We start from the raw sequence: 15119 nt of genomic DNA, 5'->3' as shown, positions 1-15119 counted from the left end.
CATGAAAGCAGCGGCAAAAACGCTAAAACCAAAACGTCAGGAAGAACAGGCCAACTTTGTCAGTTGGCGTTTTGCGTTGCTTTGCGGCTGCATTTTACTGGCGCTGGGTTTCCTGCTGGGCCGCGTGGCGTGGCTGCAAATCATCGCGCCCGACATGCTGGTGCGTCAGGGTGATATGCGTTCTCTGCGCGTGCAGGAAGTCTCTACCTCTCGTGGGATGATCACCGACCGCTCCGGCCGTCCGCTGGCGGTAAGCGTGCCGGTGAAGGCGATCTGGGCCGATCCGAAGGAACTGCACGACGCCGGCGGGATCTCGCTGGATAACCGCTGGAAGGCGCTCGCAGACGCGTTAAAAATGCCGCTGGACCAGCTGGCTTCCCGCGTGAATGCCAACCCGAAAGGGCGCTTTATCTATCTGGCCCGTCAGGTAAACCCTGATATGGCTGACTATATTAAAAAGCTGAAGCTGCCGGGCATTCATCTTCGTGAAGAATCCCGCCGCTACTATCCTTCCGGCGAAGTAACCGCTCACCTCATTGGCTTCACTAACGTCGACAGCCAGGGGATCGAGGGCGTTGAAAAAAGCTTCGATAAATGGCTGACCGGCCAGCCCGGCGAGCGAATCGTACGTAAAGACCGTTATGGCCGCGTCATTGAAGACATTTCCTCGACAGACAGCCAGGCCGCGCACAACCTTGCTCTGAGTATTGATGAGCGCTTGCAGGCGCTGGTCTACCGCGAGCTGAACAACGCCGTCGCGTTTAACAAAGCGGAATCGGGCAGTGCCGTGCTGGTGGATGTGGCGACAGGTGAAGTGCTGGCGATGGCCAGTAGCCCTTCATACAATCCAAATAATTTTGCCGGTACAGCAAAAGATGCGATGCGTAACCGCTCAATCACCGATGTGTTTGAACCCGGCTCAACCGTAAAACCGATGGTGGTGATGACGGCTCTACAGCGAGGCATCGTCAACGAAAATACCGTTCTGAATACGATCCCTTACCGAATTAACGGTCACGAAATCAAAGACGTGGCGCGGTACAGCGAACTGACCCTGACCGGGGTCTTACAGAAGTCGAGTAACGTCGGTGTGTCAAAGCTGGCGTTAGCGATGCCGTCCTCAGCGTTAGTAGATACTTACTCACGTTTTGGGCTGGGAAAGGCGACCAATTTGGGGTTGGTCGGAGAACGCAGTGGCTTATATCCTCAAAAACAACGGTGGTCTGACATAGAGAGGGCCACCTTCTCTTTCGGCTACGGGCTAATGGTAACCCCGTTACAGTTAGCGCGAGTCTACGCAACGATTGGCAGCTATGGCATTTATCGCCCGCTGTCGATCACCAAAGTTGATCCACCGGTTCCGGGTGAGCGTGTTTTCCCTGAATCTATCGTGCGTACCGTTGTGCATATGATGGAAAGCGTTGCGCTGCCTGGCGGTGGCGGCGTGAAGGCCGCGATTAAGGGCTACCGTATCGCCATTAAAACCGGTACGGCTAAAAAAGTGGGGCCGGACGGCCGCTATATCAACAAATACATTGCCTATACCGCAGGCGTAGCGCCTGCAAGCAATCCGCGTTTTGCGCTGGTGGTTGTCATTAACGATCCGCAGGCGGGTAAGTACTACGGCGGCGCCGTCTCCGCGCCTGTATTCGGGGCTATTATGGGCGGCGTGTTGCGCACCATGAACATAGAACCGGATGCGCTGGCGACGGGCGAAAAAAGTGAATTTGTAATTAATCAAGGCGAGGGAACAGGTGGCAGATCGTAATTTGCGCGACCTTCTTGCTCCGTGGGTGCCAATGCTACCTGCGCGAGCACTGCGAGAGATGGTACTGGACAGCCGCGTAGCGGCTGCTGGCGATCTTTTTGTGGCAGTGGTAGGTCATCAGGCGGACGGGCGTCGTTATATCCCGCAGGCGATTGCGCAAGGTGTTGCTGCCGTTATTGCAGAGGCCAAAGATGAGGCAACAGACGGTGAGATCCGTGAAATGCACGGCGTGCCGGTCATCTATCTCAGCCAGCTGAATGAGCGTCTCTCCGCGCTGGCAGGACGTTTTTACCACGAACCTTCCGACCAGTTAAAGCTGGTTGGCGTGACAGGAACCAACGGAAAAACCACCACAACCCAGCTGATGGCGCAGTGGGCGCAACTGCTGGGCGAAACCGGCGCCGTCATGGGCACGGTGGGGAACGGTCTTCTGGGCAAAGTCAGCCCGACGGAAAACACCACCGGCTCGGCGGTTGACGTGCAGCGTGTGCTGGCGGGCCTTGCAGAGCAGGGGGCGACCTTTGCCGCGATGGAAGTCTCTTCCCATGGCCTGGTACAACATCGCGTGGCGGCGCTGAAATTTGCCGCCTCCGTCTTTACCAACCTGAGCCGCGATCACCTTGATTATCACGGTGATATGGAACACTACGAAGCGGCGAAATGGCTGCTCTATTCCACTCACCACCACGGACAGGCGATCATTAACGCCGACGACGAAGTCGGTCGCCGCTGGCTGGAAAAACTGCCGGATGCGGTAGCGGTGTCGATGGAAGATCATATTAACCCGAACTGCCGTGGCCGCTGGCTGAAGGCGGTCGAGGTGAACTACCACGATAGCGGGGCGACGATCCGCTTTGCTTCCACCTGGGGCGACGGTGAGATCGAAAGCCGCCTGATGGGGGCCTTCAACGTCAGCAACCTGCTGCTGGCGCTGGCGACGCTGCTGGCGCTGGGTTACCCGATGGCGGATCTACTGAAAACGGCTGAGCGTCTGCAACCGGTTTGTGGCCGAATGGAAGTGTTCAGCGCGCCGGGCAAGCCGACGGTGGTGGTGGATTACGCCCACACGCCGGATGCGCTGGAAAAAGCGCTGGAAGCGGCGCGTCTGCACTGCGCAGGCAAGCTCTGGTGCGTATTTGGCTGCGGCGGCGATCGTGACAAGGGCAAACGACCGCTGATGGGCGCGATTGCCGAGCAGTTCGCGGATATTCCGGTGGTGACCGATGACAACCCGCGTACCGAAGAGCCGCGTGCCATCATCAACGACATTCTGGCCGGCATGCTGGATGCGGGCCGCGCGCGCGTGGTCGAAGGCCGTGCGGAGGCCGTGACTAACGCCATTATGCAGGCGCAGGAGAATGATGTGGTTCTGCTGGCCGGTAAGGGTCATGAAGATTATCAGATAGTCGGCAATCGTCGTCTGGATTACTCGGACCGCGTGACGGCAGCGCGTCTGCTGGGAGTGGTGGCATGATTAGCATTACCTTAAGCCAGGCCGCTGCGGTATTGCAGGGGGCACTGCATGGTCAGGATCTGACCATCGAGGCCGTGACCACCGACACCCGTAAAGTGACTGCGGGCTGCCTGTTTGTGGCGCTGAAGGGCGAACGTTTTGACGCCCACGATTTTGCACAGCAGGCCAAAGATAACGGTGCCGGCGCGCTGCTGGTCAGCCGCAAGCTCGATATCGATCTGCCGCAGATTGTGGTGAAAGATACGCGCCTGGCGTTTGGCGAGCTGGCGGCATGGGTTCGCCAGCAGGTGCCGACCCGCGTAGTGGCGCTGACGGGCTCGTCGGGAAAAACCTCCGTTAAGGAGATGACGGCGGCCATCCTCAGCCAGTGCGGCAACACGCTTTACACGGCGGGCAACCTTAACAACGACATCGGCGTGCCGATGACGCTGCTGCGCCTGAGCAAAGAGCATGAATATGCGGTGATTGAGTTAGGGGCTAACCACCAGGGCGAAATCGCCTGGACCGTGAGCCTGACGCGTCCGGAAGCGGCGCTGGTGAATAACCTGGCGGCGGCACACCTTGAAGGTTTTGGTTCGCTGCAAGGCGTGGCGAAAGCGAAAGGTGAAATCTATACCGGCCTGCCGGATGACGGCATCGCCATCATGAACGCCGATAACAACGACTGGCTGAACTGGCAGAACATCATCGGATCACGCAAGACCTGGCGCTTCTCGCCAAACGCGGCAAACAGCGATTTTTCGGCGACCAACATTCATGTGACGTCACACGGTACTGAGTTCACCCTCTCTACCCCAACGGGCGACATTGACGTGCTGCTCCCGCTGCCGGGTCGTCATAACATCGCCAACGCGCTTGCCGCGGCAGCGCTGTCGATGGCGGTAGGTGCTTCACACGATGCGATCAAAGCAGGTCTGGCAAACTTAAACGCCGTGCCGGGTCGTCTGTTCCCAATTCAGTTGGCTGAAAACAAACTGCTGCTGGATGACTCCTACAACGCCAACGTCGGCTCCATGACGGCGGCCGTGCAGGTACTGTCTGAAATGCCGGGCTATCGGGTGATGGTTGTGGGCGATATGGCCGAGCTGGGTGATGAAAGCGAAGCCTGCCATATTCAGGTTGGCGAAGCGGCGAAAGCGGCAGGACTTGACCGCGTACTGAGCGCCGGCACGCTGAGCAAGGCTATTTCTGATGCCAGTGAAGTTGGCGAACATTTTGCCGATAAATCTGCACTGATTGAACGCCTGAAGGCGCTGATTGCAGAAAAACAAATTGTGACTGTTTTAGTTAAAGGTTCACGTAGTGCCGCCATGGAAGAGGTTGTGCACGCATTACAGGAGAACGGGACATGTTAGTTTGGCTGGCCGAACATTTGGTCAAATATTATTCAGGCTTTAACGTCTTTTCCTATCTGACGTTTCGCGCCATCGTCAGCCTGCTGACTGCGCTGTTCATCTCGCTGTGGATGGGCCCGCGCATGATTGCCCGTCTGCAAAAACTCTCTTTCGGCCAGGTTGTGCGTAACGACGGTCCGGAATCGCATTTCAGCAAGCGCGGTACGCCGACCATGGGTGGGATCATGATCCTGACCGCCATTGTGGTGTCCGTTCTGCTGTGGGCTTATCCGTCTAACCCGTACGTCTGGTGCGTGCTGACGGTTCTGGTTGGCTACGGGATCATCGGCTTCGTGGATGACTACCGCAAAGTCGTGCGTAAAGACACCAAAGGCCTGATCGCCCGCTGGAAGTATTTCTGGATGTCGGTGATTGCGCTGGGCGTGGCGTTCGCGCTGTACCTGGCGGGTAAAGATACCCCGGCCACCGAGCTGGTGGTGCCGTTCTTCAAAGACGTGATGCCGCAGCTGGGGCTGTTCTACATCCTGCTGGCCTATTTTGTCATCGTCGGCACCGGTAACGCCGTCAACCTGACCGATGGTCTGGATGGCCTGGCCATCATGCCAACCGTTTTTGTCGCTGGCGGTTTCGCGCTGGTAGCGTGGGCGACCGGTAACATGAACTTTGCTAACTACCTGCACATTCCGTACCTGCGTCACGCGGGTGAGCTGGTGATCGTCTGTACGGCGATTGTCGGGGCGGGTCTCGGCTTCCTGTGGTTCAACACCTATCCGGCGCAGGTCTTTATGGGCGACGTCGGTTCGCTGGCCCTGGGTGGCGCGCTGGGCATTATCGCCGTGCTGCTGCGTCAGGAGTTCCTGCTGGTGATCATGGGGGGTGTGTTTGTGGTTGAGACCCTGTCGGTGATTTTGCAGGTCGGTTCCTTCAAGCTGCGCGGTCAGCGCATCTTCCGTATGGCACCGATTCACCACCACTATGAACTGAAAGGCTGGCCGGAGCCGCGCGTCATTGTGCGCTTCTGGATTATTTCGCTGATGCTGGTGCTGATTGGCCTGGCAACGCTGAAGGTACGTTAATCATGGCAGATTACCAGGGCAAAAAAGTCGTTATCATCGGGTTGGGCCTGACCGGGCTCTCCTGCGTGGACTTTTTCCTTGCGCGTGGCGTGACGCCGCGCGTGATGGATACGCGTGTCTCTCCGCCGGGTCTGGACAAGTTGCCGGAGCAGGTTGAACGCCACCTGGGTGGTCTGAATGATGAGTGGCTGCTGGCCGCGGATCTGATTGTTGCCAGCCCGGGCATGGCGCTGGCGCATCCTTCGCTGAGCGCCGCGGCGGATGCCGGGGTTGAGATCGTTGGCGATATCGAACTGTTCTGCCGGGAGGCGCAGGCCCCGATCGTTGCCATTACCGGTTCAAACGGTAAAAGCACCGTCACCACGCTGGTGGGTGAGATGGCGAAAGCGGCGGGTAAAAATGTCGGCGTGGGCGGTAACATTGGTCTGCCCGCGTTGATGCTGCTCGATAAAGGGTGTGAGCTGTTTGTACTGGAGCTTTCCAGTTTCCAGCTGGAAACTACCTCAAGTCTGCATGCGGCGGCGGCGACGATCCTTAACGTCACCGAAGATCATATGGACCGCTACCCGTTCGGCTTGCAGCAGTACCGCGCGGCCAAGCTGCGCGTCTATGAAAATGCCAACGTTTGCGTGGTGAACGCCGATGATGCGCTCACCATGCCGGTGCGCGGCGCGGACGATCGCTGCATTAGCTTCGGTATTAACATGGGTGACTATCACCTCAACCGTCAGCAGGGCGAAACCTGGCTGCGGGTGAAAGGTGAGAAGGTGCTGAACGTGAAAGAGATGATACTTTCCGGCCAGCATAACTACACCAATGCCCTGGCGGCGCTGGCGCTTGCGGATGCCGTTGGCCTGCCGCGATCGTCCAGCCTGAAAGCGCTGACCACCTTTACCGGTCTGGCGCACCGCTTCCAACTGGCGCTGGAGCATAACGGCGTGCGCTGGATTAATGATTCCAAAGCCACCAACGTGGGCAGCACCGAAGCCGCGTTGAACGGCCTGCACGTTGACGGCACGCTGCATCTACTGCTGGGCGGCGACGGTAAATCGGCCGACTTCTCATCGCTGAAGCCGTATCTCGGCGGCGATAACGTGCGCCTGTACTGCTTTGGCCGCGACGGTGGCGAGCTGGCGGCGCTGCGTCCTGAGGTTGCCGAGCAAACCGAGACCATGGAGCAGGCGATGCGCCTTATTGCCCCGCGCGTGAAGCCCGGCGATATGGTGCTGCTGTCGCCTGCCTGCGCCAGCCTCGACCAATTTAAGAATTTCGAACAGCGGGGCGATCTCTTTACCCGCCTGGCGAAGGAGTTAGGCTGATGCGTTTTTCACTCCCTCGCCTGAGAATGCCGCGCCTGCCAGGATTTGGCATCCTGGTGTGGCTGTTTGAGGCGCTGAAAGGCTGGGTGATGGCTTCCCGGGATAAAGATTCCGACAGCCTGATCATGTATGACCGTATGCTGTTCTGGCTCACGCTGGGGCTGGCAGCAATCGGCTTTATCATGGTCACCTCGGCGTCAATGCCCGTTGGACAACGTCTGGCAAACGATCCGTTCCTGTTTGCCAAGCGTGACGGGCTGTACATCATTCTGGCGTTCTGCCTGGCGATGATCACCTTACGCCTGCCGATGACGTTCTGGCAGCGGCACAGTACGGCCATGCTGATTGCGTCGATTATTATGCTGCTGATTGTACTGGTGGTCGGGAGCTCCGTTAACGGGGCATCGCGCTGGATCGCCTTTGGTCCACTGCGTATTCAGCCTGCGGAGTTTACCAAGCTCTCTCTGTTCTGCTACCTGGCGAACTACCTGGTGCGTAAAGTTGACGAGGTTCGTAACAACCTGCGCGGCTTCTTAAAACCGATGGGCGTGATTCTGGTGCTCGCGATCCTGCTGCTGGCGCAGCCTGACCTCGGTACGGTAGTCGTACTGTTTGTCACAACGCTGGCGATGCTATTCCTGGCGGGCGCAAAGCTGTGGCAGTTCATCGCCATTATCGGAATGGGGATCTCGGCGGTTGTGCTGCTGATCCTGGCCGAGCCATACCGTATCCGCCGCGTAACCTCGTTCTGGAACCCGTGGGAAGATCCGTTCGGCAGCGGCTATCAGCTGACGCAGTCGCTGATGGCGTTTGGCCGCGGCGAAGTCTGGGGGCAAGGCCTGGGCAACTCGGTGCAAAAACTGGAGTATTTACCGGAGGCGCACACCGACTTCATCTTCTCCATTATTGGGGAAGAACTGGGTTATATCGGTGTGGTATTGGCGCTATTAATGGTATTCTTCGTCGCTTTCCGCGCCATGTCGATTGGCCGTAAAGCGCTGGAGATCGATCACCGCTTCTCCGGTTTCCTGGCCTGCTCAATTGGTATCTGGTTTAGCTTCCAGGCGCTGGTAAACGTTGGGGCCGCAGCGGGTATGCTGCCAACCAAAGGCCTGACGCTGCCGCTGATCAGTTATGGTGGTTCGAGTCTGTTGATCATGTCGACGGCCATCATGTTTTTGTTACGCATAGATTATGAAACGCGTCTGGAGAAAGCCCAGGCGTTTACACGAGGTTCACGATGAATCAACCGAAGCGGTTAATGGTGATGGCAGGCGGTACCGGCGGACACGTGTTCCCGGGGCTGGCGGTTGCGCACCATTTAATGGATCAGGGCTGGCAGGTACGCTGGCTGGGAACCGCAGACCGCATGGAAGCCGACCTGGTACCGAAGCACGGTATCGAGATCGACTTTATTCGTATTTCCGGCCTTCGTGGCAAAGGGATTAAGGCGCTGCTGCTGGCCCCGGTGCGTATTTTCAACGCCTGGCGTCAGGCGCGCGCCATTATGAAGTGTTTTAAGCCTGACGTCGTACTGGGTATGGGCGGTTACGTTTCCGGTCCTGGTGGGCTGGCGGCGTGGTCGCTGGGGATCCCCGTTGTTCTGCACGAGCAGAACGGTATTGCCGGTTTGACCAACAAATGGCTGGCGAAAATTGCCACCAAAGTGATGCAGGCTTTCCCAGGAGCATTCCCGAAAGCAGATGTCGTAGGGAACCCGGTGCGCGTAGACGTGCTGGCGCTGGCGCTGCCAGAGGTGCGTCTGGCCGGTCGCGAAGGACCGGTGCGTGTGCTGGTGGTTGGCGGTTCACAGGGCGCACGTATCTTAAACCAGACGATGCCGCAGGTTGCGGCAAAACTGGGTGATGCCGTGACCATCTGGCACCAGAGCGGGAAGGGCGCACAGCAGACCGTTGAGCAGGCCTACGCGACAGAAGGTCAGCCGCAGCATAAGGTCACTGAATTTATTGATGACATGGCCGCAGCCTATGCCTGGGCCGATGTCGTGGTCTGTCGTTCGGGCGCGCTGACGGTGAGCGAAATCGCTGCCGCCGGCCTGCCTGCGCTGTTCGTGCCGTTCCAGCACAAAGACAGACAGCAGTACTGGAATGCGCTGCCGCTGGAGAAAGCGGGCGCGGCGAAAATTTTTGAGCAGCCACAATTTACCGCTGAGGCGGTCGCCACTACCCTGGCGGGCTGGAACCGGGATGTATTACTGGAGATGGCGCAACGCGCGCGCGCGACCGCTATCCCGGATGCAACGGAACGGGTGGCAAAAGAAGTGAGCCTGGCAGCCCAGGCATAATTCTCGCAGCGCGTGTTGCGCTGCACGATTTTTTTGAAGTAGTCGATGGCGTTTAGAGAATGAATACACAACAACTGGCAAAACTGCGTTCTATCGTGCCCGAGATGCGTCGCGTCCGGCACATTCACTTTGTCGGCATCGGTGGTGCCGGCATGGGCGGTATTGCCGAAGTGTTAGCTAACGAAGGCTATCAGATCAGCGGGTCTGACCTGGCGCCAAACCCTGTTACGCAGCAGCTGGCGTCGCTTGGGGCGACTATCTATTTCAATCATCGCCCGGAAAACGTGAGCGATGCGAGCGTGGTGGTGGTATCCAGCGCCATTTCCGCCGATAACCCGGAAATCGTTGCGGCGCATGAGGCGCGCATTCCGGTGATCCGTCGCGCGGAAATGCTGGCGGAACTGATGCGTTTCCGTCACGGCATTGCAGTGGCCGGTACGCATGGCAAAACCACTACCACGGCGATGGTTTCCAGCATTTATGCGGAAGCGGGTCTCGATCCGACGTTCGTCAACGGCGGTCTGGTGAAAGCCGCTGGCGTACATGCGCGTCTGGGTCACAGCCGTTATCTGATTGCGGAAGCGGATGAGAGCGACGCGTCGTTCCTGCATCTGCAACCCATGGTGGCGATCGTCACCAATATCGAAGCTGACCATATGGATACCTACCAGGGCGACTTCGAGAACTTAAAGCAAACCTTCATTAATTTTCTGCACAATCTGCCGTTTTATGGCCGTGCGGTAATGTGCGTGGACGATCCGGTGATCCGCGAGCTGCTGCCGCGCGTCGGGCGTCAAATCACCACCTATGGTTTCAGCGAAGACGCTGACGTACGCGTAGAAGATTACAAGCAGATTGGTGCGCAGGGGCATTTCACCCTGGCACGTCAGGACAAAGACCTGCTGCGTGTCACCCTGAACGCGCCGGGACGCCACAACGCCCTGAATGCGGCTGCGGCCGTGGCGGTTGCGACAGAAGAAGGCATTGACGATGAGGCGATCCTGCGCGCGCTGGAAAGCTTCCAGGGAACGGGCCGTCGCTTCGACTTCCTCGGTGAATTCCCACTGGAGCCGGTAAACGGTAAGCCAGGTTCTGCGATGCTGGTAGACGACTACGGTCACCATCCGACCGAAGTGGACGCCACCATCAAAGCGGCACGCGCGGGTTGGCCAGAAAAGAATCTGGTTATGATCTTCCAGCCGCACCGTTACACGCGTACCCGCGATCTGTACGACGATTTTGCCAACGTGCTTTCGCAGGTCGATACCCTGCTGATGCTGGACGTTTATGCCGCAGGCGAAAATCCGATTCCGGGTGCGGACAGTCGTTCTTTATGTCGTACCATCCGTGGACGAGGTAAAGTGGATCCTATTCTGGTTCCCGACCCGGCACAGGTAGCAGAAATGCTTGCCCCGGTCCTGACAGGCAACGATCTGATCCTGATTCAGGGTGCGGGAAATATCGGCAAAATCGCCCGTACCTTAGCTGAAATCAAACTGAAGCCGCAAACTCAGGAGGACGAGCGTCATGGCTGATAAGATTGCTGTCCTGTTTGGCGGCACCTCCGCCGAACGCGAGGTTTCTCTGAATTCGGGCGCTGCCGTGCTGGCGGGCCTGCGTGAAGGGGGCGTCGACGCGCACCCGGTTGATCCGAAAGACGTAGACGTTACGCAGCTGAAAGCGATGGGCTTCGATAAAGCCTTCATCGCGTTGCACGGTCGCGGCGGTGAAGACGGCACGTTACAGGGGCTGCTGGAGCTTATCGGTATGCCGTATACCGGCAGCGGCGTGATGGCATCTGCCATCTCCATGGATAAACTGCGCAGCAAACTGCTGTGGCAGGGCGCGGGCCTGCCCGTTGCGCCATGGGTTGCACTGACGCGTCGCGAATATGAATTAGGCCTGTCGGACAGCATTAATACACGCATTGCCGCGCTGGGCTTACCGGTTATTGTTAAGCCGAGCCGCGAAGGGTCGAGCGTGGGAATGTCCAAAGTGGATAAAGCTGGCGATTTAGCGTCCGCTTTAGCATTGGCATTTCAACACGATGAAGAAGTATTGATTGAAAAATGGCTCAGCGGGCCGGAATTTACCGTCGCGATGCTTGGCGAAGAAATTTTACCGTCAATTCGCATCCAACCTGCGGGAGTCTTCTATGATTATGAGGCGAAGTATCTCTCTGATGAGACGCAATATTTCTGTCCTGGGGGCCTTGAAGCAGAACGCGAAGCCGAATTACAGTCTCTGGTGCTTAAAGCCTGGAATGTTCTCGGATGCCGTGGCTGGGGACGCATCGACGTGATGCTCGACGGTGACGGGCAATTTTATCTGCTGGAAGCAAACACGTCGCCGGGTATGACCAGCCATAGCCTTGTGCCAATGGCGGCGCGTCAGGCAGGAATGAGTTTCTCGCAGTTAGTCGTACGTATTCTGGACCAGGCGGGCTGATATGTCTCAGGCTGCATTGAACACGCGCAACCGCGAGGAAGAAGAATACACTTCTTCGCGCCGGAGTAATGGTACGCGTCTTGCAGGTATCATCTTCCTGCTCGGAGTGCTGTGCACCGTGTTTATCAGCGGCTGGATGGTGCTGGGCTGGATGGAAGACGCGCAGCGGTTGCCGCTGTCGAAGCTGGTGGTGACCGGGGAGCGTCACTATACGCGTAACGATGACATTCGCCAGTCTATTCTGGCACTGGGGTCGCCTGGCACCTTTATGACGCAGGACGTCAACATTATTCAGAGTCAGATTGAACGTCTGCCCTGGATTAAACAGGCGAGTGTCAGAAAGCAATGGCCTGATGAATTGAAGATTCATCTGGTTGAATATGTGCCGATTGCGCGTTGGAATGATCAGCATATGGTTGACGTCGACGGAAATTCGTTCAGCGTCCCGAGCGATCGTGTCAACAAGCAGAATTTACCGATGTTGTATGGCCCGGAAGGCAGCGAAAACGAAGTCTTGCAGGGTTTTCGTGAGATGGGGCAGGTGCTGGCTAAGGATCGTTTTGCGTTAAAAGAAGCTGCGATGACGGCGCGCCGCTCCTGGCAGCTGACGCTTACGAACGGCATTAAGCTCAACCTTGGCCGCGGCGACACAATGAAACGTCTGGCGCGTTTTGTAGAACTTTACCCGGTTTTACAGCAGCAGGCGCAGACGGATGGCAAACGGATAAGCTACGTTGATTTGCGCTATGACTCAGGCGCAGCAGTCGGTTGGGAGCCGGCTCCGGTCGAGGAACCTAATCAGCAACAGAATCAGGCACAGGTACAGGCAGAACAACAATGATCAAGTCGACGGACAGAAAATTGGTAGTAGGACTGGAGATTGGCACCGCGAAGGTTGCCGCTTTAGTAGGGGAAGTTCTGCCCGACGGTATGGTCAATATCATTGGCGTGGGCAGCTGCCCGTCCCGTGGTATGGATAAAGGTGGGGTAAACGACCTTGAGTCGGTGGTGAAATGCGTTCAGCGCGCCATCGACCAGGCTGAATTGATGGCAGATTGCCAGATTTCCTCTGTCTATCTGGCCCTTTCTGGTAAGCACATCAGCTGCCAGAATGAAATCGGTATGGTGCCGATTTCTGAAGAAGAAGTGACGCAGGAAGACGTTGAGAACGTTGTCCACACGGCGAAATCCGTGCGCGTTCGCGACGAGCACCGAGTGCTGCATGTGATCCCGCAGGAATACGCGATCGACTACCAGGAAGGCATCAAGAATCCGGTCGGTCTGTCGGGCGTGCGTATGCAGGCAAAAGTGCACCTGATCACATGTCACAACGATATGGCGAAGAACATTGTAAAAGCCGTTGAACGTTGTGGCCTGAAAGTTGACCAACTTATTTTCGCCGGTCTTGCCGCGAGCTATTCCGTGCTGACCGAAGACGAACGTGAACTGGGCGTCTGTGTGGTGGATATTGGTGGTGGTACAATGGACATGGCTGTCTATACCGGCGGTGCGTTGCGCCACACCAAAGTGATCCCGTATGCCGGGAATGTAGTGACCAGCGATATCGCTTACGCCTTTGGTACGCCACCGAGCGACGCAGAGGCGATTAAAGTGCGCCATGGTTGCGCGCTGGGCTCTATCGTCGGCAAAGACGAAAGCGTTGAAGTGCCGAGCGTAGGTGGGCGACCGCCGCGCAGCCTGCAACGCCAGACCCTGGCAGAGGTGATTGAGCCGCGCTATACCGAGCTGCTCAACCTGGTCAACGAAGAGATTTTGCAGTTACAGGAACAGCTTCGCCAGCAGGGTGTGAAACATCATCTCGCGGCGGGGATTGTATTAACCGGCGGGGCAGCGCAAATTGAAGGTCTTGCGGCCTGCGCTCAGCGCGTGTTCCATACGCAGGTGCGTATCGGTGCGCCGCTGAATATTACCGGTTTAACGGATTATGCTCAGGAGCCGTACTATTCAACGGCGGTGGGCCTGCTGCACTACGGGAAAGAGTCCCATTTAAGTGGTGAAGCAGAGGTGGAAAAACGCGTCTCGGTGGGGTCGTGGGTCAAACGACTTAACACCTGGTTGCGAAAAGAATTTTAATTTTTTAAGAGACCGGAGAGAATTAGCGGTCTCGGGCGACAGGCACAACGGAGAGAAACTATGTTTGAACCAATGGAATTAACCAACGACGCGGTGATTAAAGTCATCGGCGTCGGTGGCGGCGGCGGTAACGCCGTAGAGCATATGGTGCGCGAGCGCATTGAAGGTGTTGAATTCTTCGCGGTGAACACCGATGCACAGGCACTGCGTAAAACGGCTGTTGGCCAGACCATTCAGATCGGTGGTGGCATCACCAAAGGTCTGGGAGCAGGGGCTAACCCGGAAGTGGGCCGTAACGCGGCTGAAGAAGATCGTGAAGCGCTGCGCGCTGCACTGGACGGTGCTGACATGGTCTTCATCGCAGCGGGTATGGGCGGCGGTACAGGTACCGGTGCAGCACCCGTTGTGGCGGAAGTCGCAAAAGATTTAGGTATTCTGACCGTTGCTGTCGTGACCAAGCCTTTCAACTTTGAAGGCAAGAAGCGTATGGCTTTCGCGGAGCAGGGTATCACCGAGCTGTCCAAGCACGTGGACTCTCTGATTACCATCCCGAACGACAAGCTGCTGAAAGTGCTGGGTCGCGGTATTTCTCTGCTGGACGCCTTTGGCGCAGCAAACGACGTGCTGAAAGGCGCGGTTCAGGGTATCGCTGAACTGATTACCCGTCCTGGCCTGATGAACGTTGACTTTGCTGACGTTCGCACCGTGATGTCCGAAATGGGCTACGCGATGATGGGTTCTGGCGTGGCAAGCGGCGAAGACCGTGCGGAAGAAGCGGCTGAAATGGCGATCTCTTCTCCACTGCTGGAAGATATCGACCTGTCCGGTGCGCGCGGCGTGCTGGTCAACATTACCGCTGGCTTTGACCTGCGTCTGGATGAGTTCGAAACCGTGGGTAACACCATCCGTGCGTTCGCCTCTGACAACGCGACCGTGGTAATCGGTACGTCACTTGATCCGGAAATGAACGACGAGCTGCGTGTGACTGTTGTCGCCACCGGTATCGGTATGGACAAGCGTCCTGAGATCACCCTGGTAACCAACAAACAGACTCAGCAGCCGGTGATGGATCGTTACCAGCAGCACGGTATGGCGCCTCTGACTCAGGAGCAAAAACCAGCGGCAAAAGTGGTGAACGACCCGACTCCACAAACGGCAAAAGAGCCAGATTATCTGGATATCCCGGCGTTCCTGCGTAAGCAAGCTGACTAAGAATTGGCTGGAATTTGGGGATTTGCGCTCTTTGTGCTAAACTGGCCCACCGTTAGTGATATACACTC

At 57.3% G+C, this 15119-nt stretch carries 12 protein-coding genes; all 12 read left to right on the top strand.

Annotated elements, in window-relative coordinates:
• The first annotated feature begins 1 nt into the window (after position 1).
• From ftsI to ftsZ, 12 genes are read left to right on the top strand one after another with little or no spacing between them, the layout of a single operon-like run.
• A complete protein-coding gene (gene ftsI, locus IM267_RS15985; RefSeq protein WP_063450661.1) occupies positions 2-1768 on the top strand; it encodes a peptidoglycan glycosyltransferase FtsI in 1767 nt (588 codons plus the stop codon).
• Entirely contained in the window at positions 1755-3242 is a 1488-nt protein-coding gene (gene murE / locus IM267_RS15980) for a UDP-N-acetylmuramoyl-L-alanyl-D-glutamate--2,6-diaminopimelate ligase (RefSeq protein ID WP_193033801.1), read from the top strand. Before ftsI ends, murE begins: the two co-directional genes overlap by 14 nt.
• Complete coding sequence (gene murF, locus IM267_RS15975) at positions 3239-4597, top strand: UDP-N-acetylmuramoyl-tripeptide--D-alanyl-D-alanine ligase (RefSeq protein WP_193033800.1); 1359 nt, start codon at positions 3239-3241, stop codon at positions 4595-4597. The genes murE and murF overlap by 4 nt, the downstream gene beginning before the upstream one ends.
• On the top strand, positions 4591-5673 hold the full coding sequence (gene mraY, locus IM267_RS15970; protein ID WP_003856353.1) for a phospho-N-acetylmuramoyl-pentapeptide-transferase: 1083 nt from the start codon (positions 4591-4593) through the stop codon (positions 5671-5673). The genes murF and mraY overlap by 7 nt, the downstream gene beginning before the upstream one ends.
• A 2-nt stretch (positions 5674-5675) precedes the next feature.
• Positions 5676-6992: a UDP-N-acetylmuramoyl-L-alanine--D-glutamate ligase gene (gene murD, locus IM267_RS15965; RefSeq protein ID WP_107534692.1), complete on the top strand. Its 1317-nt coding sequence runs from the start codon at positions 5676-5678 to the stop codon at positions 6990-6992.
• The gene (ftsW, locus tag IM267_RS15960) at positions 6992-8236 is read left to right on the top strand and encodes a cell division protein FtsW (RefSeq protein ID WP_063450657.1); all 1245 of its coding nucleotides are present in this window, start codon (positions 6992-6994) and stop codon (positions 8234-8236) included. Before murD ends, ftsW begins: the two co-directional genes overlap by 1 nt.
• Positions 8233-9297 (top strand): undecaprenyldiphospho-muramoylpentapeptide beta-N-acetylglucosaminyltransferase, encoded by a 1065-nt coding sequence (gene murG, locus IM267_RS15955; RefSeq protein WP_193033799.1) that lies wholly within the window; start codon positions 8233-8235, stop codon positions 9295-9297. Before ftsW ends, murG begins: the two co-directional genes overlap by 4 nt.
• A gap of 59 nt (positions 9298-9356) precedes the next feature.
• Positions 9357-10832: a UDP-N-acetylmuramate--L-alanine ligase gene (gene murC, locus IM267_RS15950; protein ID WP_063450655.1), complete on the top strand. Its 1476-nt coding sequence runs from the start codon at positions 9357-9359 to the stop codon at positions 10830-10832.
• A complete protein-coding gene (locus tag IM267_RS15945) occupies positions 10825-11745 on the top strand; it encodes a D-alanine--D-alanine ligase (RefSeq protein WP_193033798.1) in 921 nt (306 codons plus the stop codon). Before murC ends, IM267_RS15945 begins: the two co-directional genes overlap by 8 nt.
• A gap of 1 nt (position 11746) precedes the next feature.
• The gene (gene ftsQ / locus IM267_RS15940) at positions 11747-12586 is read left to right on the top strand and encodes a cell division protein FtsQ (RefSeq protein WP_063450653.1); all 840 of its coding nucleotides are present in this window, start codon (positions 11747-11749) and stop codon (positions 12584-12586) included.
• The gene (ftsA, locus tag IM267_RS15935; RefSeq protein ID WP_003856340.1) at positions 12583-13839 is read left to right on the top strand and encodes a cell division protein FtsA; all 1257 of its coding nucleotides are present in this window, start codon (positions 12583-12585) and stop codon (positions 13837-13839) included. The genes ftsQ and ftsA overlap by 4 nt, the downstream gene beginning before the upstream one ends.
• 60 nt (positions 13840-13899) lie before the next feature.
• Positions 13900-15051, top strand: coding sequence for a cell division protein FtsZ (gene ftsZ / locus IM267_RS15930; protein ID WP_003856338.1), 1152 nt, complete (start codon positions 13900-13902; stop codon positions 15049-15051).
• The last annotated feature ends 68 nt before the right edge of the window (positions 15052-15119 follow it).

The organism is Enterobacter cloacae complex sp. P15RS, assembly GCF_014895905.1.
Taxonomy (GTDB): Bacteria; Pseudomonadota; Gammaproteobacteria; order Enterobacterales; family Enterobacteriaceae; genus Enterobacter; species Enterobacter quasihormaechei.
The sequence above is the reverse complement of the archived record's forward strand: the minus strand, read 5'-3'. Positions and strand labels throughout refer to the sequence as shown.

Bases quoted from the DNA above. Each gene is read 5' to 3' on its own strand.
- ftsI (WP_063450661.1), top strand. From the start codon at position 2: ATGAAAGCAGCGGCAAAAACGCTAAAACCAAAACGTCAGGAAGAACAG.
- murF (WP_193033800.1), top strand. From the start codon at position 3,239: ATGATTAGCATTACCTTAAGCCAGGCCGCTGCGGTATTGCAGGGGGCA.
- mraY (WP_003856353.1), top strand. From the start codon at position 4,591: ATGTTAGTTTGGCTGGCCGAACATTTGGTCAAATATTATTCAGGCTTT.
- murD (WP_107534692.1), top strand. From the start codon at position 5,676: ATGGCAGATTACCAGGGCAAAAAAGTCGTTATCATCGGGTTGGGCCTG.
- ftsW (WP_063450657.1), top strand. From the start codon at position 6,992: ATGCGTTTTTCACTCCCTCGCCTGAGAATGCCGCGCCTGCCAGGATTT.
- murG (WP_193033799.1), top strand. From the start codon at position 8,233: ATGAATCAACCGAAGCGGTTAATGGTGATGGCAGGCGGTACCGGCGGA.
- murC (WP_063450655.1), top strand. From the start codon at position 9,357: ATGAATACACAACAACTGGCAAAACTGCGTTCTATCGTGCCCGAGATG.
- IM267_RS15945 (WP_193033798.1), top strand. From the start codon at position 10,825: ATGGCTGATAAGATTGCTGTCCTGTTTGGCGGCACCTCCGCCGAACGC.
- ftsQ (WP_063450653.1), top strand. From the start codon at position 11,747: ATGTCTCAGGCTGCATTGAACACGCGCAACCGCGAGGAAGAAGAATAC.
- ftsA (WP_003856340.1), top strand. From the start codon at position 12,583: ATGATCAAGTCGACGGACAGAAAATTGGTAGTAGGACTGGAGATTGGC.
- ftsZ (WP_003856338.1), top strand. From the start codon at position 13,900: ATGTTTGAACCAATGGAATTAACCAACGACGCGGTGATTAAAGTCATC.